Raw genomic sequence first — 20,377 nt, forward strand, 5'->3', positions numbered from 1 at the left:
CCAGGTGCGTCGCTGTGGCACATTTTATGTGTTAAACCGTGCGTTAACCGGCAACGGAATGTCGGTGAGGCTGTCATAAAGGTAAACCGCGGTTTATTATTGGTTGAACAGAGAAAAGTTAAGCTGCGTGCAGCGATGAGGCATGGCGCTGTATCAACTTTCAGCCATACTTTGTCTATCATTTTCACTGAATCTTGCCTGGTGAGCATTGCCAGGTTATGGACTACTACCATCAGGAGTTTTATATGATCAAGCGTCTTCTCGTCGTTGCCGTCGCCGCCGTTACGTTGGCTGGGTGTGCCAATGAATCCATGTCCGGCGATGTCTACTCGTCCTCGCAGGCCAAGCAGGTGCAGAACGTCACTTACGGGACGCTGGTTTCCGTGCGTCCGGTTAAAATTCAGGGCGGCGAAGGCTCCAACGCCTTGGGGATGATCGGCGGCGCGGTAATTGGTGGGCTGTTGGGCAACACCGTTGGCGGCGGCACCGGCCGTACGCTGGCTACCGCGGCGGGCGCTATCGCCGGCGGCGCGGCGGGCAACAGCATCGGTGAAGTGGCCGGTCGTACCTCAGGCTACGAGCTGGAAATCAAAACCGACCAGAAAGAGAACATCGTCGTGGTGCAGAAAGCAGGCGACACCAAGTTCAGCCCGGGTCAGCGCGTGCGCATGGCGCGCATGGGCGACACCATCACCGTCTCTCCGCTGTAAGTCAGCAGGCGGCATACGGCAAACCGGAGGCAATCGCCTCCGGTTTTATTTCTGATGCTGTGAAACTGTAATCGTAGAAAAATAAGAATATTATTATTTGTTCTGCAGTTCGGTGATATTTTGTTCTAACTTGCCAATCAGCCCTACCAACAGATGCACTTCGTCGGCGGTAATGCCGCTTAAAATCTCACTGCGCGTAGACGTGATCACACTGTCGACTTCCCTGATGATCGGATCGGCCGCTTCGGTCAGCTTGATGCGCTTCGCGCGGCGATCGTTGGCACAGGTGTGACGCGTGATAAGCCCCTTCTCCTCCAGTTGGTCCAGCGTGCGAACCAGTGACGGTTGCTCGATACCGATCGCCTTGGCCAGCTGGATTTGCGACTGCTCCGGCGGCAAGCGATTGATATTGTGCAACGTAACCCAATGCGTTTGGGTCAGCTCCAACGGCTTGAGCCGATGATCGATGAGCGCTCGCCAAACACGAACCAATCGTGCTAAATCTGAACCTAATGTTGACTCCACTTACCCCTCCTTATAATTAGCATGCTAACATTACCTCCCAGAGCTTAGACTATTTTGGGTAACTCACATTAAAAACACAAATGTATATAATGTATATTGTGGAAATAACCACTATTTTTAACCGCTATTGTTTAATCGTTATGCAAATATTCAACATATTCACCCGTAGGGATTGTTAATGTGAATACATCATGGTTACACGCCTCATCGCCCTTACCCGATTTGGTCCTGGGGGCATCGCTTTATTTTCCACCCATATTTAAAGCTTTTTTGCTAGGACTGGTCTTATGGTTGCTGATTCATCAGCTGCTCAGGGACTGGATGTATTCCGGTGAAATCTGGCACCCCATGTTGATGGACCTGTCCATTTTCGTCCTGACCGTCAGCGGTTCCTTATGGATTTTAGCGAGTTGGTAACCCATGCAGCATAAAACATTAAAATACTTTTCTACGGTGATCGTCTGCGCCATTGCCGTCTGCGCCGGTTGGTGGCTCTGGAATTATTATATGCAATCCCCATGGACCCGTGACGGAAAAGTGCGCGCAGAACTCGTCAATATCACCCCTGAGGTTTCTGGAAGATTAGAGAAAATAAGTGCGAATGACAATCAATTCGTACCTGCGGGAAGTCTGATTTTTACCCTCGACCCGGTGCCTTATCAGATCGCGCTGGACAATGCCGAGGCCGCGGTGGCAAAAGCGCAATCGGATCTGGCCAAGGCGGACCATGAAGCCGCCCGACGCCGCGGGTTGCCGCGCAACGTTATTTCCGCTGAAGATTTGGATGAGTCCAATTTAGCCGCTCAGGCAATGAAGGCCGCCTATAAAGCCGCCCTGGCCAACCTGGAACAGGCCAAATGGAATTTGAGCAAAACTAAAATTTACGCGCCGACCGACGGTTATATCACCAATCTGCAGGCGCGGGTCGGGAACTACGCCAACGCCGGCACGCCTTTGGTCGCACTGGTGGATGTCCATTCGTTTTATGTACTCGGTTATTTCGAAGAAACCAAGCTGAAACATATAAAAGAAGGCAATAAAGCCGATATTGTCTTATATAACGGCAACACCCCGCTGCAGGGGGAAGTAGAGAGTATCGGCCGCGCCATTTACGATCAGAGCGTTGACAGCAACAACGATCTATTAATGGATGTTAAGCCCAATGTTCCCTGGGTGCGTTTGGCTCAGCGCGTGCCGGTGCGGATAAAATTGCTCAACGTGCCCGCCGATTTGACGCTGGTTGCCGGCACCACCTGCACCATTTCGATTCATCAGCGGAACTAAAGTGTGAACCTGCCCTTTCTGGAGTGGAGCCGTACCCCCTGGGGTAAGGCGACCGGCGGCCAATGGCGCTATGCGCTGCGCAACTCGCTGGCGATGTGTCTGGCGCTGTGGGTGGCGTTCGTGCTCGAGCTCGACGAACCCTATTGGGCGCTCACCTCCGCTGCGGTGGTCAGCTTCCCCACCATCGGCGGCGTGATCAGCAAAAGCATCGGCCGCATCTTCGGCAGCCTGGTGGGCGCCGCCGCCTCGGTGGCGATCGCCGGCCACTGCCTGAACGATCCCTGGCTGTTCACGCTGTTCATCGCCGCCTGGATCGGGCTATGCACCTATATCTCCAACCATTATCAAAACAACGTTTCCTACGCGTTCGCGCTGGCAGGCTATACCGCCGCCATCATCGCCTTCGGTACGGTCAACGTCACCGATACCCAGCAGATCTTCGATATCGCCCAGGCGCGGGTTTGCGAAGTGATCACCGGCATTCTGTGCGGCGGGCTGATGATGATGATCCTGCCCAGCACCTCCGACGGCGAAGCCTTGCTGACTTCGCTGCGGCGCATGCAGCAGCGGCTGCTGGAGCACGCCGCCATGCTGTGGCAGCCGGAGGTCACCACGCAGATGCGCACCTCACACGAAGGCGTTATCGGCCAGATCCTGACCATGAACCTGCTGCGCATTCAGGCGTTTTGGAGCCACTACCGCCTGCGGCGGCAAAATAACCTGCTCAACTATCTGCTGCACCAGCAGCTGCGCATTACCAGCGTCATCTCCAGCCTGCGCCGCATGCTGCTGAACTGGCCGGATCGCCCCGCCAATCTGATGCCGGTGCTGACGCAACTGCTGGATGAATTGCGCGATCCCACCACCGATAAATATCGCTTGGCGCGCCTGCTCCAGCAGATCGCCCCGCAAGATGCAGCGGACTACCGCCATCGCGCCTTCTGGCTGCGTTTGCGTGATTTCTGCTGGCTTTATCTGCGCTGCAACCGCTGGCTTCAGCGATTGGAAAGCGCCACGGCGGTCAGCGATCTCCAGCCGCCGCGCGTCACCTCGCTGGCGCGCCATACCGACAGCTACGAAGCCGCCTATAACGGCCTGCGCACCTTTTTATGCATCGTGATCGGCTGCGCCTACTGGATCAACACGCAGTGGGACGCCGGCAGCGCGGCACTGACGCTCACCGCCATCAGCTGCGTGCTCTACTCCTCCACGCCTTCGCCGATCAACAGCGTAAGCACCTTGCTCAAGGCGGTGCTGCTGCTCTCGGTCGCCTGCTTCGTGGTGAAATTCGGTTTGATGATCCAGATTGATGATTTCTGGGTGTTCTGCGCCTTCCTGTTCCCGATCCTGGTGACCATGCAGATGCTCAAACTGCAGAATCCGCCTTATGCCGCGCTTTGGGGGCAGCTGATCGTCTTTATGGGCTCATTTCTGACCGTCAGCAATCCGCCGAGCTATGACTACCAGTCCTTTATCAATGACAACATCGGTAAAATTGTCGGTGTGCTGCTGGCCGGGCTGGCGTTTCAGATCCTGCGCCCCAGCTCGGACAAGCGAAAGAGCCGCCGTATTATCCGCGCGCTGCGCCGCGACTTTATCGATCAGTTGAGCAAAAAGCCGCAGCAGAGCGAAAGCCAGTTTGAATCGCTGATCTACCATCGCATCAGCCAGCTCAATCAAAGTCAGGATCAGGAGGCGCGCACCTGGTTGCTGCGCTGGGGCGTGGTGCTGCTCAACTGCAGCCACATCGTCTGGCAGCTGCGCGACTGGCAAACCCGCTCAGATCCGCTGTCGGCGGTGCGCAACGTCTGTATCCACTGCCTGCGCGGCATCATGACGGAGAAAGGCGTGCAGCACAGTTCGCTGGACGCCACGCTGCAAGAACTGCTGCGCATGAGCAACGCCCTGGCGCACCACCCGGAACAGGCGGCGCGCGATCTGGCCGGCCTGATTTGGCGGCTCTACTGCTCGCTGCAGCAATTGCAACAGGCCATTGGCCAGCCCGCCGCCACAGCGGCCGTCAGCGGCGGATGATCACTTGATCACGCCGCAGGCGAAGCGCTCACCACCCCCGCCGAGCGGCAGCGGATGATCCGAGTGATTATCGCCGCCGGCATGCACCATCAGCGCCTTGCCCTCAATTTCACTGATTTTTTTCAGCCGCGGCGCCAACACCGGATCGTTCGCCATGCCGTCGGCGGTCACATAGATGGCCGGCAAATCGCCCAGATGCCCGTCGGCATACGGCCCGAGGTGTTTCCCGGTTTTTTGCGGATCAAAATGCCCGCCGGCCGCCAGCGCCGCCACCGCCTTGCCGTCCTTCATGCCCGGCTCGCAGCTGCCTTTCTCATGCACATGGAAACCGTGCACCCCGGCCGGCAAGGCTTTCAGGCTCGGCGTGAACAGTAAGCCGTAAGGCGTTTCGCTGATGGCCACTTTGCCGATATCCTGACCGATGCCCTGCCCGGTCACCAAGTTCATCTCAACGTCGACCGTCGCCGCCTGAGCGGCCCCGCAGGCCATCAGGCCAAGCGCCGCATACCAATAACGTTTCATCAATCAGTCTCCTTAATGACTCTATCGAGTTATCAGTATAGGAGAGCCAGCGCCAGCACTGTTAACCAACGCACAATCTCGCCAATTTGATTCGCGGGCCTAATATTTAGCACCAATAATAATTCTACCGATGTTGGTCCTCTGACCAGCTGTCGTTCGGCTAACGTTGTTTCCCTGTTTCCACCGCCGACGCGCGAGAGTTCACTTCCCGGCCAGGCGGCATACTTCATAAGGAACTGATATGGGCATCTTTAGCTATAAGGATCTGGACGAAAACGCGTCAAAGGCGCTGTTTTCCGACGCCTTGGCCATCTCTACCTACGCTTACCACAATATCGATAACGGCTTCGATGAAGGCTATCACCAGACCGGTTTCGGCCTCGGTCTGCCGCTGACGCTGATCACGGCGCTCATCGGCAGCACCCAGTCGCAGGGCGGCCTGCCCGGTCTTCCCTGGAACCCCGACTCCGAACAGGCCGCGCAGGACGCGGTGAACAATGCCGGCTGGTCAGTGATCGACGCCGCGCAATTGGGATACGCCGGCAAAACCGATGCGCGCGGCACCTACTACGGCGAAACCGCCGGTTACACCACCGCTCAGGCCGAGGTGCTGGGCAAATATGACAGCGAAGGCAATCTCACCGCCATTGGCATCTCATTTCGCGGTACCAGCGGCCCGCGCGAGTCGCTGATCGGCGATACCATCGGCGATGTGATTAACGATCTGTTGGCCGGGTTCGGGCCGAAAGGCTATGCCGACGGCTATACGCTGAAGGCCTTCGGCAATTTGCTGGGGGACGTGGCGAAATTCGCGCAGGCCCACGGGCTGAGCGGCGAAGACGTGGTGATCAGCGGCCACAGCCTCGGCGGGCTGGCGGTCAACAGCATGGCGGCGCAGAGCGACGCCAACTGGGGCGGCTTCTACGCGCAGTCCAACTATGTCGCCTTCGCCTCGCCGACCCAGTACGAAGCCGGCGGCAAGGTGATCAACATCGGCTATGAGAACGATCCGGTGTTTCGCGCGCTCGACGGCACCTCGCTGACCCTGCCGTCATTGGGCGTTCACGATGCGCCGCATACCTCCGCCACCAACAATATCGTCAACTTCAACGACCACTACGCGTCGGACGCCTGGAATCTGTTGCCGTTCTCCATTCTCAACATTCCGACCTGGCTATCCCACCTGCCGTTCTTCTATCAGGATGGTCTGATGCGGGTGCTGAACTCCGAGTTTTATTCGCTGACCGACAAAGACTCGACCATCATCGTCTCCAACCTGTCGAACGTCACGCGCGGCAGTACCTGGGTGGAAGATCTGAACCGCAACGCGGAAACGCACAGCGGGCCGACGTTTATCATCGGCAGCGACGGCAATGATTTGATCAGGGGCGGCAAAGGCAACGACTATCTCGAGGGCCGCGACGGTGACGATATCTTCCGCGACGCCGGCGGCTATAACCTGATCGCCGGCGGCAAAGGCCACAATATCTTCGATACCCAGCAGGCGTTGAAAAACACCGAGGTCGCCTACGACGGCAATACGCTTTACCTGCGCGACGCCAAAGGCGGCATTACGCTGGCGGACGACATCAGCACCCTGCGCAGCAAAGAAACCTCCTGGCTGATTTTCAGCAAAGAGGTGGATCATCAGGTGACCGCCGCCGGATTGAAATCGGATTCGGGCCTCAAAGCCTATGCAGCCGCCACCACCGGCGGCGACGGCGATGACGTCCTGCAGGCTCGCAGCCACGACGCCTGGCTGTTCGGCAATGCCGGCAACGACACGCTTATCGGCCATGCCGGCGGCAACCTGACCTTCGTCGGCGGCAGCGGCGATGACATCCTGAAGGGGGTCGGCAACGGCAATACCTTCCTGTTCAGCGGCGATTTCGGCCGCGACCAGCTGTATGGCTTCAACGCCACCGACAAACTGGTATTTATCGGCACCGAGGGCGCCAGCGGGAATATCCGCGACTATGCCACGCAGCAAAACGACGATCTGGTGCTGGCCTTCGGCCACAGCCAGGTCACGCTGATCGGCGTCTCGCTCGATCATTTCAACCCCGATCAGGTGGTGTTGGCCTAAAGACCGACGTAAAAAAAGCCGGGCGCTTTCGCCGCCCGGCTTTCCTCTTTCTACCCCGTCTCAGGGCACGTCATACCCCAACGCAGCCTTGCGAATGCGGAACCACTGCTGGCGGTTCAGCGCCAGTTTCTGCGCCTTCAACGCCGAACGCACCCGCTCGATCTTGCCGGAGCCGATAATCGGCAGCGGCGAAGACGGCAGGCGCATCACCCAGGCGTAAACCACCTGTTCAATGGTCTCGGCGCCGATCTCTTGCGCCACCCGCTGCAGCTCGTCGCGCAGCGGCTGGAACTCGGCGTCGTTGAACAAGCGGCCGCCACCCAGGCAGGACCAGGCCATCGGTTTGATGCGCAGCTGCTGGCACTGGTCGAGCGTGCCGTCCAGGATCGCCGGTTGGTGAATCGGCGAAATTTCCACCTGATTGGTGACCAGAGAGAACGGCAGACGCGACTGCAGCAGTTGGAACTGCGCGGGCGTAAAGTTAGAGACGCCGAAATGGCGCACCTTGCCGCTTTTGTGCAGCGCGACAAAGGCTTCGGCCACGTCGTCAGCGTCCATCAACGGATCCGGGCGGTGGATCAGCAACAGGTCGAGGTAGTCGGTATGCAGATAGCGCAGCGAGTGTTCCGCGCTCTGTACGATATGATCGCGATCGGTGATGTAGTGGCCGATCGGGTTGCCGGGCTTGGCGGTGGTGGCGATGCCGCACTTGCTCACCAGCTCCAGCGACTGCCGCAACGCGGGCTTCAGGCGCAGCGCGTCGCCGAATGCCTGCTCGCAGGCATAACCACCATAGATATCTGCGTGATCGACGGTGGTGACGCCCAGTTCGACGTGCTGTTCGATAAACGTCAGCAGCTGCTGCGGCGACATGCCCCACTCCATCAACCGCCAGTAACCGCAAATCATGCGGGAAAATTCAGGCCCCTGCGGCGCGAGACGAATGCGTTCTACCATTGCGAAAACCTCATGACATTAGTTGTCAGCCAGCATACACAAGCCGGTGAGGCGCAGGGAAGCGCAAAGGCGCATGAACGTGCGGCAGATCAGGAAAGGGTCAAAACAGCGAAGGCTGTTCCGGCAGCGGCTCGTCGGGGGCTTTGTTGGCGCGCTGCAGGCGCAGGAAACGTTGGCGACACAGACGCAGCACTTCGCGCTTTTGCGCGTCGCTCATGCTCATCCAGCCGAACCGCTCCTCGCGGCTGCGCAGGCAGCCACGGCAGAAACCGCGATCGTCGGCCTGGCAAATGCCGCGACACGGGCTGGGGATGTCGAAAAATTCAAGCTGCTGTGCCACGGACCCTCCTGCATTCTCCTGCTAATTGAAGACGTCATCGCCGCCGCTGGCAAGTCCCTTTTCGCCATTGCGGCGAAAATAGTCGCGCAAATAGCGCAGCGCCTGGCGGCTTTTCTCCGGCATAGTGCGTTCCAGCGTCAGCGCGTGCAGCCGCAGCGGCGCCGGCCGCCACTCCGGCAACAGCAGCAACAGCTCGCCGCGCTGCAGCTCGTCGCCAATTTCATACAGCGGCTGAACGGAAATGCCCAGACCGGCGCGGGTAAAGGCGCGCATCACGTTCATGCTCTCGCTGACGATCTGCCCCTCCGCCAGCCGCAGCTTGACCTGCTGGCCGGATTGATGCAGCAAATCCAGATGGGCCCCGCTGTAGCCGCTGGAGATCCAGCGGTGCTGCACCAAATCCTGCGGCTTTTCCGGCACCCCATGCTGGCTGAGGTAACGCGGCGCCGCGCACAGCACCATCGGCCACGCCGTCAGCGGGTGAGCGATCATATTGGCGTCCGCCAGTTGACGATTGGCGCGCAGCGCAATGTCGACCCGCTGTTCTATCATGTCGACGATGCGATCGTCTGCCAGCACCCGCAGCGTCAGCTTGGGATGCGCCTGCAACAGCGGCGCCAGCGCCTCCGCCAACGAGCGGCCGCCGATGCCAACCGGAGTGGCGATGCGCAGCTCGCCCACCAGCGTGTCCCGCAGTTCCGCCAGCCGCTGCTCCGCCTGCTGCGCCTGTTGCAACATCGCCTCGCAGCCGGGATAAAACGCCGCCCCCGCCTCGGTCAACGCCAGACGGCGGGTGGAGCGGTGCAACAGCGGCACCCCGAGCGCCTTCTCCAGCGAGCGCATATGCTGACTGACCGCCGACGGCGTCATGCCCAGCCGCCGCGCCGCACCGGCCAACGATCCCTCCGCCACTACGGTGGCGAACACCGCCATTCGATTGAGTTTATCCACGATTATGAAGTTTTACTTAATCAAGAAAGCATGAATATGGCACTAATCACGGCTATTGTTAAGGACTAGAGTAGATCCCACGCAGCAGGCACATCGGCCTGCCTTACGATACTGACCCATCCCTGAAGGAGCATACAGATGAAAGTAGCCATTATTGGAGCAACCGGTTTTGTTGGCCGCCGTGTGGTGGATGAAGCGCTGGCTCGCGGCATTCAGGTAACGGCGATCGCCCGTCAGAAAAAAGATTTGCCGGACCACGCCAATCTGACCGCCGCGCTGGGCGACGTCGCCGATACCGCCTGGCTGGCGGGGCAATTGCACGGTCAGGATGCGGTGATCAGCGCCTACAATCCCGGCTGGGGCGAAGACAACCTGTATGAGAAGACTACGCGCGGCGCCCAGCAGATCCTTACCGCGGTCGAGCAGGCAGGCGTCAAGCGCCTGTTGGTGGTGGGCGGCGCAGGCAGCCTGGAAGTGGCGCCGGGCGTTGAACTGGTGGATACGCCGCAATTCCCGGAAAATATCCGCCCCGGCGCGCAGGCGGTGCGCGATCTGCGCAATAAACTGCGCAACGAATCAGCGCTCGACTGGACCTATCTCTCTCCGGCCGCCCTGCTGGAACCGGGCAAACGCACCGGCCAGTTCCGCCTCGGCACCACGCAGCTGCTGATGAACGGCGACGCGCCGGCCAGCATTTCGGTGGAAGATCTGGCGGTGGCTATCGTCGATGAGATTGAAAAACCTCAGTTTATTCGCGCCCAATTCACCGCCGCCTACTAATTCCCCTCACCGCCAGGCCACCGGCCTGGCGTTTTCCCGCGTTCGCCGCCGCCAGTATTCTGAATTTCTAAGGTTTTCTTAAGTTTCATCCGGTAGATTTCAAGGCATTATCTACTCTCAGGATCCAGATTTGGCAATGTGGTTACGTCAACGCTTACAGTGCAACAGCCTCGGTTTTATCCTCGCCACCGCCCTGTTCTTCACTCTGTTCCAAAACGCGTTATTCCTGCATCGCGCCTGGTCGTATATCACCTTCGATAGCGTCCACAGCGTGATATTCGCCGCCAGCATGCCGGTGGTGATCTTCTGTGCGCTGAATATTATCTTCAGCGTGTTGACCGTGCCCTACCTGCGCAAACCGCTGATCGTCTTTTTCTTGCTCGGCAGCGCTGCAGCCAACTATTTCATGTACAGCTATGGCGTGGTGATCGACGGCAACATGATGCAAAACGCCTTTGAAACCAACACCCACGAAGCGACGGCGTTGCTGACGCCGCGCATGGGGCTGTGGCTGGCGCTGCTCGGCGTCCTGCCGGCGGCGGCGGTTTGCTTCACCCATATTCGCCAGACCCGCCCCTGGTGGTACATGGTTGGGCTGCGCGCCGCCAACGTCATGCTGTCATTGGTGGTGATCCTGATCATCGCCGCGCTGTTCTACAAAGACTACGCTTCGCTGATCCGCAACAATAAAAGCGTGGTGAAGATGTTGACGCCTTCCAACTTCGTCGCCGGCACCATCAAGTTTACCGAGCAGCGCTACTTCACGCGCAATCTGCCGCTGGTGAAGATCGGTGAAGACGCGCGCAAAGGGCCGCTGATCGCCGGACAGGCCAAGAAAACGCTGGTTATCCTGGTGGTGGGCGAAACCGCCCGCGCCGAAAACTTCTCTCTCGGGGGCTACGATCGCGAGACCAACCCGCGCCTCAAGCAGGACAACGTGGTCTATTTCAAGAACGCCAGCTCTTGCGGCACCGAAACGGCGATCTCCGTCCCCTGCATGTTCTCCAACATGCCGCGCAAAGCGTACGACGCAACTCAGGCGACGCACCAGGAAGGCATGCTCGACGTGCTGGCGCATGCCGGCGTCAACGTGCTGTGGCGTGATAACGACGGCGGCTGCAAAGGCGCCTGCGATCGGGTGCCGCACATCGACATGACCAAACTGAAACTGCCGCAGGACTGTGACGGCGAAGTTTGCATGGACAATGTGCTGTTGTACAAACTGAACGACTACATCAATAGCCTGAAAGACGACGGCGTGATCGTGTTGCACCAGATGGGCAGCCACGGCCCGGCTTATTACCGCCGCAGCATGCCGCAGTTCCAGACGTTTTCGCCGACCTGCAACAGCAATCAGATCCAGGATTGCAGCCATGAACAGCTGGTGAACACCTACGACAACTCGATCCTGTATACCGACGCGATGCTCGATGCCACCATCAAGCTGCTGCAGCAGTATGACGACCGGTTCAATACCGCGCTGGTCTACCTGTCCGATCACGGCGAATCGCTGGGAGAAAACGGCATGTATCTGCACGGCACGCCTTATGTCTTCGCGCCGAGCCAGCAAACTCACGTGCCATTCCTGATGTGGATGTCGGCCGACTATCAGCGCAATTTCGGCATCGATCGCCAGTGCCTGAGCGCGCTGGCGGAAAAGGACGACGTGTCGCAGGACAATCTGTTCCACACCCTGCTGGGCATGCTGAATGTGCAGACGCGTGAATATCAATCCCAGTTGGATATTCTGCAACGCTGCCGCAACGCGGCGTAAGCGCTTAACTTACGCGTGCCGCTGAGGCACAATGCCTGAGACCAACCGGCGTTTTGTGCGCCGGTTTTTTTATTCCCATTGACCTAGACCAATCGGTCTATTATGCTCGGCGCCATGATGACCAAATCAACGCATTGCAACGTGGATACACGTGAACATCTGCTCGCCACCGGCGAAACCCTCAGCCTGCGCCTGGGCTTTACCGGCATGGGGCTGAGCGAACTGCTGGCCACGGCGGGCGTGCCGAAAGGATCGTTCTACCACTATTTCCGCTCGAAGGAAGCCTTCGGCGAAGCGATGCTGCAACGCTATTTCGCGCACTATGATGCGCAAATGCAAAAGCTGTTTGCCGACGAGCACACCGATGCCCGCCACCAGCTCTTGGGGTATTACGCCCAGGCCATCAGTTACCACTGCCGCAGCGAATGTCATAACGCCTGTCTGGCGGTGAAACTCTCCGCCGAGGTGAGCGACCTGTCGGAGCCGATGCGCCATGCGCTGGAAACCGGGACCGCCCGGGTGATCGGCCACCTGCAGGCGGCCATTGAGCGCGGCATCGCCGAGGGAGCGCTGTCGGTAGCCATGAGCCCGGCGGCAACCGCAGAGACGCTGTATGCCCTGTGGCTCGGCGCCTCGCTGCGCGCCAAGATCCGGCGATCGTTGGCCCCGTTGACCAGCGCGCTGGAAAGCATCGAGTTGCTGCTGCGCCCGCCGCAGCCGTAACACCACCGTCTTTTTTCGTGAAAATGCAGTTCGTGTTTTTTTATCGCCCATAACTAGACGACCGGTCTATTAAATACAGGATGCACTATGAAGACTGAAAAATTGCTCTCTCCGCTGAAAGTTGGCGCAGTCACCCTGCCCAACCGCGTGTTTATGGCTCCGCTGACGCGTCTGCGCAGCATCGAACCGGGCGACATTCCCACGCCGCTGATGGCGGAGTATTATGCGCAGCGCGCCGGCGCCGGTCTGATCGTGACCGAAGCGACGCAGATTTCCTTCCAGGCGAAAGGCTACGCCGGTGCGCCGGGCCTGCATACCCCGGAGCAGATCGCCGCGTGGAAACACATCACGCAGGCGGTACACGACAAAAACGGCCACATCGCCGTACAGCTGTGGCACGTAGGCCGCATCTCCCACACCAGCCTCCAGCCGGGCGGACAAGCGCCGGTCGCCCCTTCGGCGATCAACGCAGACACCCGCACCACCGTGCGTGACGAAACCGGCGCCTGGGTGCGTGTACCGACCTCTACGCCGCGCGCGCTGGAAACCAGCGAGATCCCGGGCATCGTCAACGATTTCCGCCAGGCGACCGCCAACGCGCGTGAAGCCGGCTTCGACTTTATCGAGCTGCATGCGGCTCACGGCTATCTGCTGCACCAGTTCATGTCTCCGGCGTCTAACCAGCGTACCGATCAATACGGCGGCAGCATCGAGAATCGCACCCGCCTGACGCTGGAAGTGGTCGACGCCGCCATCGCAGAATGGGGCTCCGAGCACATCGGCATCCGCATCTCGCCGCTGGGGCCGTTCAACGGCCTGGACAACGGTGAAGATCAGGAAGAAGCGGCGCTGTACCTGGTGGAAGAGCTGAACAAACGCAACATCGCCTATCTGCACATCTCCGAACCGGACTGGGCCGGCGGCAAACCGTATTCCGACGCCTTCCGTGACTCGGTGCGCGCCCACTTTAAAGGGGTGATCGTCGGCGCCGGCGCCTACACCGCTGAAAAAGCCGAAGCGTTGATCGAAAAAGGCTTCATCGACGCGGTGGCCTTCGGCCGCAGCTACATCGCCAATCCGGATTTGGTCGAGCGTTTCCGTCAGCACGCCCCGCTCAACGAACCTAAGCCGGAAACCTTCTACGGCGGTGGCGCCGAAGGTTATACCGACTATCCGTTTCTGACGAAGTAACCCGTCCTGACCCTAAACGGCCACGCAACCGCCTGGCCGTTTTTTTATGCACGCAAAAAGGCCCGCACAAGGCGGGCCGACGTTCCCTGGTGTTGTTATCTGCTACAGGTCAATTTCTACACGGTTACGCGCGGAATTGATAATTGATTGTGCAGATCAATTACTTCGTATCGATCGGTACACTCGATCAATATTTAAACACCCATGGCGAGGGGGCAAAAAGTGACATCGTCACCAACTCGTCACGTTGAATTCCCTTGCGGGACAAGGCTATACTCGCTTGTGCTTCAATCCACCCGCCGTCTGCCACGGCACAGTCAATTCAGAGGAATTATGCGTTTACTCCATACCATGATCCGCGTCGGTGATCTGCAACGCTCCATCGACTTCTATACCAAGGTATTAGGCATGCGCCTGCTGCGCACCAGCGAAAACCCGGAGTACAAATACTCGCTGGCTTTTGTCGGCTATACGGAAGAAAGCGAAGGCGCGGTTATCGAACTGACCTATAACTGGGGCACCGACAGCTACGACATGGGCACCGCCTTCGGCCACCTGGCGCTGGGCGTAGACGACGTCGCCGCCACCTGCGACAACATCCGCCGCGCCGGCGGCAACGTCACCCGTGAGGCCGGCCCGGTGAAAGGCGGCACCACGGTGATCGCGTTCGTCGAAGATCCGGACGGTTATAAAATCGAGCTGATCGAAAACAAACACGCCGGCCAAGGCCTCGGCCACTAAGCCTCTCTCGGGGCGCGCCTGTGCCCCGCTGATTCTCCGCGCGATAGCGCCTGCAACCGGGCGCAAAATTTGCCATAATGCGCGCTGCATTCGATGAAGATAAGAAACTGATGGCCGAAAAAAGTGATCTTAACGCCCTGAGTGGTCGTTTTCGTGGGTTTTATCCCGTAGTAATAGATGTTGAAACCGCCGGCTTCAACGCCAATACCGATGCGCTGCTGGAAATCGCCGCCGTGACGCTGAAAATGGATGAAGACGGCTGGCTGCAGCGCGACGAAACCCTGCACTTCCACGTGGAGCCTTTCGAGGGCGCCAACCTGCAACCGGAAGCGCTGGCGTTTAACGGCATCGATCCGCACAACCCGCTGCGCGGTGCGGTCAGCGAATACGACGCGCTGCACGCCATTTTCAAAGCGGTGCGCAAAGGGCTCAAGGATCGCGGTTGCAACCGGGCCATTATCGTCGCGCACAACGCCAACTTCGATCACAGCTTCCTGATGGCCGCGGCCGAACGCGCCGGCTTGAAGCGTAATCCGTTCCATCCGTTCGCCACCTTCGACACCGCTGCGCTGAGCGGCCTGGTGCTGGGGCAAACGGTGCTGGCCAAAGCCTGCATCGCTGCCGGCATGCCGTTCGACAGCAGCCAGGCGCACTCCGCGCTGTACGACACCGAACAAACCGCCCTGCTGTTTTGTGAGCTGGTTAACCGCTGGAAGCGTCTCGGCGGCTGGCCGCTGCCCGCCGGCGATCTCGCCGAATAAGCCCAATAAAAAAGGCGGCCCAGTTTGCACTGGCGCCGCCCGTTACGCGATAACCGCAAGTCTGTCGATTAAGACTGCTGGTCTTCCTGCGCTTTATACTTTTCTGCCGTTTCTTTGATCAGCTGCTGCAATTCGCCGCGCTGATACATTTCGATGATGATATCGCAACCGCCGACCAGCTCACCGTCTACCCACAGCTGCGGGAAAGTCGGCCAGTTGGCGTATTTTGGCAACTCGGCGCGGATGTCCGGGTTTTGCAGAATATCCACATAGGCGAAACGCTCGCCGCAGGCGGACAGCGCTTGCACAGCCTGCGCAGAGAAGCCGCAGCTCGGCAGCTTTGGCGAACCCTTCATGTACAGCAGAATCGGGTTTTCAGCGATCTGGTGCTGAATTTTTTCAAGTGTCGTCGTCATTTATTGCTTCCTCAAGCCACATTTCATGGCTACAACATGCATCACGCGGGCTATTGTAGCGGCTGGAACAGTCGCAAGAAAACGCCATCTTTTGCAAGGATATTCGCCCGCCGCCGATCGCGTTTCACCGGCCACGTCATTCCGGTCAAAACATACGTTGAGAATAACATTTTTAATCCGACCATTTCACTAATATATTGCGCCGCGATGACGGCGCGGCTTAATTATATCCGCCACCGCCTCCTGGCGCTTTTTTATACACCAACAGGCTGATTTTAAACCAAAAAAAATGTCATTAACGTTTTCTCACAATATGGATTATTATTTATGAGTTCTTCGCTGTTTTATATGGCGAAATTCGGGAATACTGTAACTCTTTCGATATCCGTTTCGGGGCCAAGGTTGGTGACGTCGACATGCGTTTAATTCTTACGCTCTTTGCGCTGCTGTTTACTCAGCTCTTCTTCAATTTGGCGCACGCTGCGCCACAGGCGCGTGTTGCCGCCGAGCAGCGTAAAAGCCATGCCAATGAAGCGCGGCCCGATGACCGCAGAAAAAAGAAAGCGGATAAAGCCGCCAAAAAAGCCAAAGTGACGGCCCCCGAGAAAAAAACCAAGACCGCCAAGGTCAAAAGCGAGAAAAGCGCGAAAAAGATCGTCAGCGCCAAACCCAAGGTCAAAGCGCAGAAAACCGCCAAAATTAAAGTCACCCCGCCGAAAAAGGGCTACAAAAAAGGCTATGGCCGCCACCGCGAAGCCGGTATGGCCACCGCCAAGCTGGCGCGTGATGAAAAACCATTGAAACTCAGCCCAGCGCACAAAAAGCGTTACCAGCACGCCAAGCAGACCGCGATGGCCAAGCTGATGGATCAGATGGGCAAGCCTTACCGCTGGGGCGGCAGCTCGCCGCGCACCGGCTTCGACTGCAGCGGCCTCATCTATTACGCCTATAAAGACGTGGTGAAAATCAAGATGCCGCGCACCGCCAACGAAATGTATCACCTGCGCGACGCGGCGCCGATCAAGAAAAGCGAACTGGAAAGCGGCGATCTGGTGTTCTTCCGCATTAACAACCGCGGCGTGGCGGATCATGTCGGCGTCTACCTCGGCAACGGCAAATTCATCCAGTCGCCGCGCACCGGCGAAGAGATCCGCATCAGCCAGCTCGATAACGACTATTGGCAGAACCACTACATCGGCGCTCGCCGCGTAGTAACGCCGAAAACCATCCGTTAATTCCCTGCTCTTCGCGGTTGCGGCCTCGGCCGCAACCGCCTGCTCAAGCTATCGCCCATCGCACTCCCCCACGCGCATTTCTCGCTTTTCCTCCTGTTTTTTATGATGAAAATTGTTAAGATTGAATGACCACAATAAAAAACGGCCCATCCGGCGTTCGCCCCGGCGAGAAGCTGAATGGCGCTGTAAAGGAGGAAGCAATGTCGTTTGAATTACCTGCATTACCGTATGAGAAAAACGCGCTCGAGCCGCACATCTCCGCCGAGACCCTGGAATACCACTACGGCAAACACCACAACACCTACGTGGTTAACCTGAACAACCTGGTGAAAGGCAGCGAGTTCGAAGGCAAATCACTCGAAGAGATCATCAAGACCTCTAACGGCGGCGTGTTCAACAACGCCGCGCAGGTGTGGAACCACACCTTCTACTGGCACTGCCTGTCGCCACAGGGCGGCGGTGAACCGCAGGGCGAACTGGCGGCGGCGATCGTCAAATCCTTCGGCTCTTTCGCTGCGTTCAAAGAGCAGTTCACCGATGCCGCCGTGAAAAACTTCGGTGCCGGCTGGACCTGGCTGGTGAAAAAACCGGACGGCGCGCTGGCAATCGTCAACACTTCCAACGCGGCAACCCCGCTGACCGGCGAAGACAAACCGCTGCTGACCGTTGACGTGTGGGAACACGCGTATTACATCGATTACCGCAATGCGCGTCCAAAATACCTGGAAAACTTCTGGGCGTTGGTCAACTGGACCTTCGCGGCGGAAAACCTGGCGTAAGCGCAGGCCTTGCCTAAGTGATGAGGCGCAGCTTGGCTGCGCCTTTTTTAAAACTGGCGGGAAATCAGTTCAACGCGGCGACAAAGCTGAAAGCGATGATCATCGCCAATGCGCAAACGGTGGTGAACAGCGACATCTTCAGATCGGTATCCATGACAACTCCTTTAAAATGGGCTTTCCTAAGGATAAAAGGCGCACAATTAGTACGTCAAATCATTTTCCCACAGTTCGCCGATAAAATCTTGTTATCATTTCCCGGTTTATAATCTCGATTACCTCTTCCACTTTTGTTCAATATGCGACAAAATTCGCAGTTCACAACTGCGTACCGGCATTCATGCCCCTCCTGATTAAGCGCTGACGACTTCAACACTAAAAACTCAGTTTTCGCTTCTCTGGAGAAGGATCTACGTAGGCAAACGATTAACATCACACTTACATGCTGTAAACATGTGAGTTCAGGAGTCATTCCTTACATGGCAACGATTAAAGATGTGGCCAAACGCGCGGGCGTTTCCACCACCACCGTTTCGCACGTCATCAATAAGACTCGTTTCGTCGCCGAAGAGACCAAAGCGGCCGTGTGGGCCGCCATCAAAGAGCTGCACTACTCGCCGAGCGCCGTGGCGCGCAGCCTGAAAGTCAATCACACCAAGTCTATCGGTCTGCTGGCCACCTCGAGCGAAGCGCCCTACTTTGCCGAAGTGATCGAGGCGGTGGAAAACAGCTGCTACAGCAAAGGCTATACCCTGATCCTGTGCAACTCGCACAACAATCTGGACAAACAGCGCGCCTACCTGGCGATGCTGGCGCAAAAGCGCGTCGACGGCCTGCTGGTCATGTGTTCCGAATACCCGGATCAGCTGCTGGGCATGCTGGAAGACTACCGCAACATCCCGATGGTGGTAATGGACTGGGGCGCCGCGCGCGGCGACTTCACCGACACCATCATCGATAACGCGTTCGAGGGCGGCTATCTGGCCGGGCGTTATCTGATCGAACGCGGCCACCGCGATATCGGCGCTATCCCGGGCCAACTGTCGCGCAACACCGGCGGCGGTCGGCATCAGGGCTTCATGAAGGCGCTGCAGGAAGCGCATATCGATATTCGCGAAGAGTGGATAGTCCAGGGTGACTTCGAGCCGGAGTCCGGTTACAAGGCGATGCATCAAATTCTGTCGCAAAAACAGCGACCGACCGCAGTATTCTGCGGCGGCGACATCATGGCGATGGGCGCCATCTGCGCCGCCGACGAACTGGGGCTGCGGGTGCCGCAGGATATTTCCGTGATCGGCTACGACAACGTGCGCAACGCCCGCTACTTCACCCCGGCGCTGACCACCATTCATCAGCCGAAAGAGCGTCTGGGCGAAATGGCCTTCACCATGCTGCTGGATCGCATCATCAGCAAGCGCGAAGAATCGCAGGTGATCGAAGTGCATCCGAAGCTGGTCGAACGCCGTTCGGTCGCCGACGGTCCGTTCATCGACTACCGCCGCTGATCGTCCTCCCTACCGGAAGCCGGCGCGGCTTCCGGTGCCGCCTCACTCAGCCACTCCTGATTCAGCGTCTCGCCATCGCCCAAATACGCCAGCAGCCAGCTCATCGCCGGTGACGGTTTATCCTGTTGCCAGGTCAGGCAGCAGGGGCTGGCGGGAAACGGCTGCTGCAACTGCAACGCCTTCAGCTCACCGCGCTGCACCCGCGGCAGCGCCAGATGCGCCGGCATCATGCCGACGCACAATCCGGCGCACAAACAGTCGAGCGCCGAGGTCCAGTCCGGCACCACCAGCCGCCGCTGGTTATCCAGCGTCCAGGTGACGCGCTTGGGCAGATTGCGCGAGGTGTCTTCCAGACAAAGCGCAGGGTACGGCCTCAACCGATCGTCATTCAACGGCCCTGCCAGCTGCGCCAACGGGTGCTGTGGGCTGACTACGCACAGCCAGTTCATATCCCCCATGTCGCGGAAAGCGAAGCCGCCGCCGACCGGCACCGCGCGGGTGGCGCCAATCGCCATGTCCGCCCTGCCGTCCACCAACGCATCCCACACGCCGTTAAACACCTCGGGTTGCAGCATCAACTCGACGTCGGGGAAATGGCGGTAGAAATCCAGCACCAGCTGGCGGCTGCGCTGCGGTTTGACGATGATGTCTACCGCGATATTCAGCTGACCGCGCCAACCGTTGGCCACCTGTTGACAGTGGCGGCGGGTGTCGAGCATTTTTTTGATAACAGCTCGCGCATCCTTGATAAACAGCGCGCCGGCCGGCGTCAGTTCCACATCTCGGTGACGCCGCTCAAACAGCGGCACCGCCAGCCATTGCTCCAGCTGCCGCACGGTATAACTTACCGCCGACGGCACCCGGTGCAGCTCCTGCGCCGCCGCGCTGAAACTGCCGGTGCGCGCCACCGCATCAACGACCTCGAGAGAATATTCAGACCACATCGCTTTGCCTTCAATTTTTTTAACAGCACTTTGCAAATATTACCGTTTCACAAGCAGAGATCCAGCCGGATACACTGGCCGGCGCTAAAAACCTGCGACACTAAAATATTAACGAGAAATAC

The 20,377-nt window shown here is 58.4% G+C and carries 22 protein-coding genes; 14 read left to right on the plus strand and 8 right to left on the minus strand.

Features of this window, described 5'->3' with window-relative positions:
• The first annotated feature begins 245 nt into the window (after positions 1 to 245).
• The gene (locus ACJ8M3_RS06720; RefSeq protein WP_025159710.1) at positions 246 to 710 is read left to right on the plus strand and encodes a glycine zipper 2TM domain-containing protein; all 465 of its coding nucleotides are present in this window, start codon (positions 246 to 248) and stop codon (positions 708 to 710) included.
• Positions 711 to 803: 93 nt separating this feature from the next.
• Here the strand turns inward: ACJ8M3_RS06720 and slyA are convergent, their stop codons facing one another.
• Positions 804 to 1,235: a transcriptional regulator SlyA gene (gene slyA, locus ACJ8M3_RS06725; RefSeq protein WP_004931301.1), complete on the minus strand. Its 432-nt coding sequence runs from the start codon at positions 1,233 to 1,235 to the stop codon at positions 804 to 806.
• Positions 1,236 to 1,415: 180 nt separating this feature from the next.
• Here slyA and ACJ8M3_RS06730 point away from each other — a divergent pair, with 180 nt between their 5' ends.
• From ACJ8M3_RS06730 to ACJ8M3_RS06740, 3 genes are read left to right on the plus strand one after another with little or no spacing between them, the layout of a single operon-like run.
• Complete coding sequence (locus ACJ8M3_RS06730) at positions 1,416 to 1,652, plus strand: DUF1656 domain-containing protein (protein ID WP_025159708.1); 237 nt, start codon at positions 1,416 to 1,418, stop codon at positions 1,650 to 1,652.
• A 3-nt stretch (positions 1,653 to 1,655) separates the two neighbouring features.
• Positions 1,656 to 2,519, plus strand: coding sequence for an efflux RND transporter periplasmic adaptor subunit (locus ACJ8M3_RS06735; protein ID WP_015377735.1), 864 nt, complete (start codon positions 1,656 to 1,658; stop codon positions 2,517 to 2,519).
• 3 nt (positions 2,520 to 2,522) lie between these two features.
• Complete coding sequence (locus ACJ8M3_RS06740; RefSeq protein ID WP_103101263.1) at positions 2,523 to 4,553, plus strand: FUSC family protein; 2,031 nt, start codon at positions 2,523 to 2,525, stop codon at positions 4,551 to 4,553.
• Here the strand turns inward: ACJ8M3_RS06740 and sodC are convergent, their stop codons facing one another.
• A complete protein-coding gene (sodC, locus tag ACJ8M3_RS06745) occupies positions 4,554 to 5,075 on the minus strand; it encodes a superoxide dismutase family protein (RefSeq protein WP_033642927.1) in 522 nt (173 codons plus the stop codon).
• A gap of 241 nt (positions 5,076 to 5,316) precedes the next feature.
• On the opposite strand from sodC, the gene ACJ8M3_RS06750 reads away from it, so the two are divergent.
• Entirely contained in the window at positions 5,317 to 7,161 is a 1,845-nt protein-coding gene (locus ACJ8M3_RS06750; RefSeq protein ID WP_033642926.1) for a polyurethane esterase, read from the plus strand.
• A gap of 60 nt (positions 7,162 to 7,221) precedes the next feature.
• On the opposite strand, the gene ACJ8M3_RS06755 is transcribed toward ACJ8M3_RS06750, so the two are convergent.
• The 3 genes from ACJ8M3_RS06755 to ACJ8M3_RS06765 all read right to left on the minus strand — a co-directional run bounded on the left by ACJ8M3_RS06755 (position 7,222) and on the right by ACJ8M3_RS06765 (position 9,409).
• Entirely contained in the window at positions 7,222 to 8,118 is an 897-nt protein-coding gene (locus tag ACJ8M3_RS06755; protein WP_069100775.1) for an aldo/keto reductase, read from the minus strand.
• 100 nt (positions 8,119 to 8,218) lie between these two features.
• Positions 8,219 to 8,458 carry a DUF1289 domain-containing protein gene (locus ACJ8M3_RS06760; protein WP_019455980.1) on the minus strand — a complete coding sequence of 80 codons (240 nt, stop codon included), beginning with the start codon at positions 8,456 to 8,458 and terminating at the stop codon, positions 8,219 to 8,221.
• 21 nt (positions 8,459 to 8,479) lie between these two features.
• A complete protein-coding gene (locus ACJ8M3_RS06765; protein ID WP_187174031.1) occupies positions 8,480 to 9,409 on the minus strand; it encodes a LysR substrate-binding domain-containing protein in 930 nt (309 codons plus the stop codon).
• A gap of 138 nt (positions 9,410 to 9,547) precedes the next feature.
• Between ACJ8M3_RS06765 and ACJ8M3_RS06770 the strand changes: the two genes are divergently transcribed.
• From ACJ8M3_RS06770 to rnt, 6 genes are all read left to right on the plus strand, one after another.
• Positions 9,548 to 10,189: an NAD(P)-dependent oxidoreductase gene (locus ACJ8M3_RS06770; RefSeq protein WP_069100774.1), complete on the plus strand. Its 642-nt coding sequence runs from the start codon at positions 9,548 to 9,550 to the stop codon at positions 10,187 to 10,189.
• A gap of 136 nt (positions 10,190 to 10,325) precedes the next feature.
• A complete protein-coding gene (gene eptA, locus ACJ8M3_RS06775; RefSeq protein WP_350424559.1) occupies positions 10,326 to 11,963 on the plus strand; it encodes a phosphoethanolamine transferase EptA in 1,638 nt (545 codons plus the stop codon).
• A gap of 102 nt (positions 11,964 to 12,065) precedes the next feature.
• A complete protein-coding gene (locus ACJ8M3_RS06780) occupies positions 12,066 to 12,686 on the plus strand; it encodes a TetR/AcrR family transcriptional regulator (RefSeq protein ID WP_376788178.1) in 621 nt (206 codons plus the stop codon).
• A gap of 87 nt (positions 12,687 to 12,773) precedes the next feature.
• Entirely contained in the window at positions 12,774 to 13,877 is a 1,104-nt protein-coding gene (locus tag ACJ8M3_RS06785) for an alkene reductase (RefSeq protein WP_033642920.1), read from the plus strand.
• A 333-nt stretch (positions 13,878 to 14,210) separates the two neighbouring features.
• Positions 14,211 to 14,618: a lactoylglutathione lyase gene (gene gloA, locus ACJ8M3_RS06790; RefSeq protein ID WP_033652600.1), complete on the plus strand. Its 408-nt coding sequence runs from the start codon at positions 14,211 to 14,213 to the stop codon at positions 14,616 to 14,618.
• Positions 14,619 to 14,695: 77 nt separating this feature from the next.
• Positions 14,696 to 15,379, plus strand: a complete 684-nt coding sequence (rnt, locus tag ACJ8M3_RS06795; protein ID WP_016927925.1) for a ribonuclease T — start codon at positions 14,696 to 14,698, stop codon at positions 15,377 to 15,379.
• Between the two features lie 68 nt (positions 15,380 to 15,447).
• Here rnt and ACJ8M3_RS06800 read toward each other — a convergent pair whose 3' ends face one another.
• Positions 15,448 to 15,795 (minus strand): Grx4 family monothiol glutaredoxin, encoded by a 348-nt coding sequence (locus ACJ8M3_RS06800; protein ID WP_004931329.1) that lies wholly within the window; start codon positions 15,793 to 15,795, stop codon positions 15,448 to 15,450.
• A 416-nt stretch (positions 15,796 to 16,211) separates the two neighbouring features.
• On the opposite strand from ACJ8M3_RS06800, the gene ACJ8M3_RS06805 reads away from it, so the two are divergent.
• Both ACJ8M3_RS06805 and sodB read left to right on the plus strand, forming a co-directional pair.
• Positions 16,212 to 17,030 (plus strand): C40 family peptidase, encoded by an 819-nt coding sequence (locus tag ACJ8M3_RS06805; protein ID WP_046686964.1) that lies wholly within the window; start codon positions 16,212 to 16,214, stop codon positions 17,028 to 17,030.
• 200 nt (positions 17,031 to 17,230) lie between these two features.
• Positions 17,231 to 17,809 carry a superoxide dismutase [Fe] gene (gene sodB, locus ACJ8M3_RS06810; RefSeq protein ID WP_004931333.1) on the plus strand — a complete coding sequence of 193 codons (579 nt, stop codon included), beginning with the start codon at positions 17,231 to 17,233 and terminating at the stop codon, positions 17,807 to 17,809.
• A gap of 64 nt (positions 17,810 to 17,873) precedes the next feature.
• Here the strand turns inward: sodB and cydH are convergent, their stop codons facing one another.
• Entirely contained in the window at positions 17,874 to 17,963 is a 90-nt protein-coding gene (gene cydH, locus ACJ8M3_RS06815) for a cytochrome bd-I oxidase subunit CydH (protein WP_094143265.1), read from the minus strand.
• A 322-nt stretch (positions 17,964 to 18,285) separates the two neighbouring features.
• Here cydH and purR point away from each other — a divergent pair, with 322 nt between their 5' ends.
• Positions 18,286 to 19,311, plus strand: coding sequence for an HTH-type transcriptional repressor PurR (gene purR, locus ACJ8M3_RS06820; RefSeq protein ID WP_004931336.1), 1,026 nt, complete (start codon positions 18,286 to 18,288; stop codon positions 19,309 to 19,311).
• Here the strand turns inward: purR and punR are convergent.
• Complete coding sequence (punR, locus tag ACJ8M3_RS06825; protein ID WP_033642916.1) at positions 19,299 to 20,255, minus strand: DNA-binding transcriptional activator PunR; 957 nt, start codon at positions 20,253 to 20,255, stop codon at positions 19,299 to 19,301. The two genes, purR and punR, sit on opposite strands and share 13 nt — an antisense overlap.
• Positions 20,256 to 20,377: the final 122 nt, after the last annotated feature.

The sequence above is a fragment of the Serratia sp. CY55921 genome (assembly GCF_052167655.1).
In the GTDB taxonomy this organism is placed as follows: domain Bacteria; phylum Pseudomonadota; class Gammaproteobacteria; order Enterobacterales; family Enterobacteriaceae; genus Serratia; species Serratia ureilytica.

What these genes read in the sequence shown, in the direction of transcription:
- ACJ8M3_RS06755 (WP_069100775.1), bottom strand. Translation starts at nt 8,118, where the DNA reads ATGGTAGAACGCATTCGTCTCGCGCCGCAGGGGCCTGAATTTTCCCGC.
- ACJ8M3_RS06735 (WP_015377735.1), top strand. Translation starts at nt 1,656, where the DNA reads ATGCAGCATAAAACATTAAAATACTTTTCTACGGTGATCGTCTGCGCC.
- ACJ8M3_RS06800 (WP_004931329.1), bottom strand. Translation starts at nt 15,795, where the DNA reads ATGACGACGACACTTGAAAAAATTCAGCACCAGATCGCTGAAAACCCG.
- gloA (WP_033652600.1), top strand. Translation starts at nt 14,211, where the DNA reads ATGCGTTTACTCCATACCATGATCCGCGTCGGTGATCTGCAACGCTCC.
- purR (WP_004931336.1), top strand. Translation starts at nt 18,286, where the DNA reads ATGGCAACGATTAAAGATGTGGCCAAACGCGCGGGCGTTTCCACCACC.
- ACJ8M3_RS06785 (WP_033642920.1), top strand. Translation starts at nt 12,774, where the DNA reads ATGAAGACTGAAAAATTGCTCTCTCCGCTGAAAGTTGGCGCAGTCACC.
- ACJ8M3_RS06770 (WP_069100774.1), top strand. Translation starts at nt 9,548, where the DNA reads ATGAAAGTAGCCATTATTGGAGCAACCGGTTTTGTTGGCCGCCGTGTG.
- ACJ8M3_RS06780 (WP_376788178.1), top strand. Translation starts at nt 12,066, where the DNA reads ATGCTCGGCGCCATGATGACCAAATCAACGCATTGCAACGTGGATACA.
- rnt (WP_016927925.1), top strand. Translation starts at nt 14,696, where the DNA reads ATGCGCGCTGCATTCGATGAAGATAAGAAACTGATGGCCGAAAAAAGT.
- sodC (WP_033642927.1), bottom strand. Translation starts at nt 5,075, where the DNA reads ATGAAACGTTATTGGTATGCGGCGCTTGGCCTGATGGCCTGCGGGGCC.
- eptA (WP_350424559.1), top strand. Translation starts at nt 10,326, where the DNA reads ATGTGGTTACGTCAACGCTTACAGTGCAACAGCCTCGGTTTTATCCTC.
- ACJ8M3_RS06805 (WP_046686964.1), top strand. Translation starts at nt 16,212, where the DNA reads ATGCGTTTAATTCTTACGCTCTTTGCGCTGCTGTTTACTCAGCTCTTC.
- ACJ8M3_RS06720 (WP_025159710.1), top strand. Translation starts at nt 246, where the DNA reads ATGATCAAGCGTCTTCTCGTCGTTGCCGTCGCCGCCGTTACGTTGGCT.
- punR (WP_033642916.1), bottom strand. Translation starts at nt 20,255, where the DNA reads ATGTGGTCTGAATATTCTCTCGAGGTCGTTGATGCGGTGGCGCGCACC.
- cydH (WP_094143265.1), bottom strand. Translation starts at nt 17,963, where the DNA reads ATGGATACCGATCTGAAGATGTCGCTGTTCACCACCGTTTGCGCATTG.
- sodB (WP_004931333.1), top strand. Translation starts at nt 17,231, where the DNA reads ATGTCGTTTGAATTACCTGCATTACCGTATGAGAAAAACGCGCTCGAG.
- ACJ8M3_RS06750 (WP_033642926.1), top strand. Translation starts at nt 5,317, where the DNA reads ATGGGCATCTTTAGCTATAAGGATCTGGACGAAAACGCGTCAAAGGCG.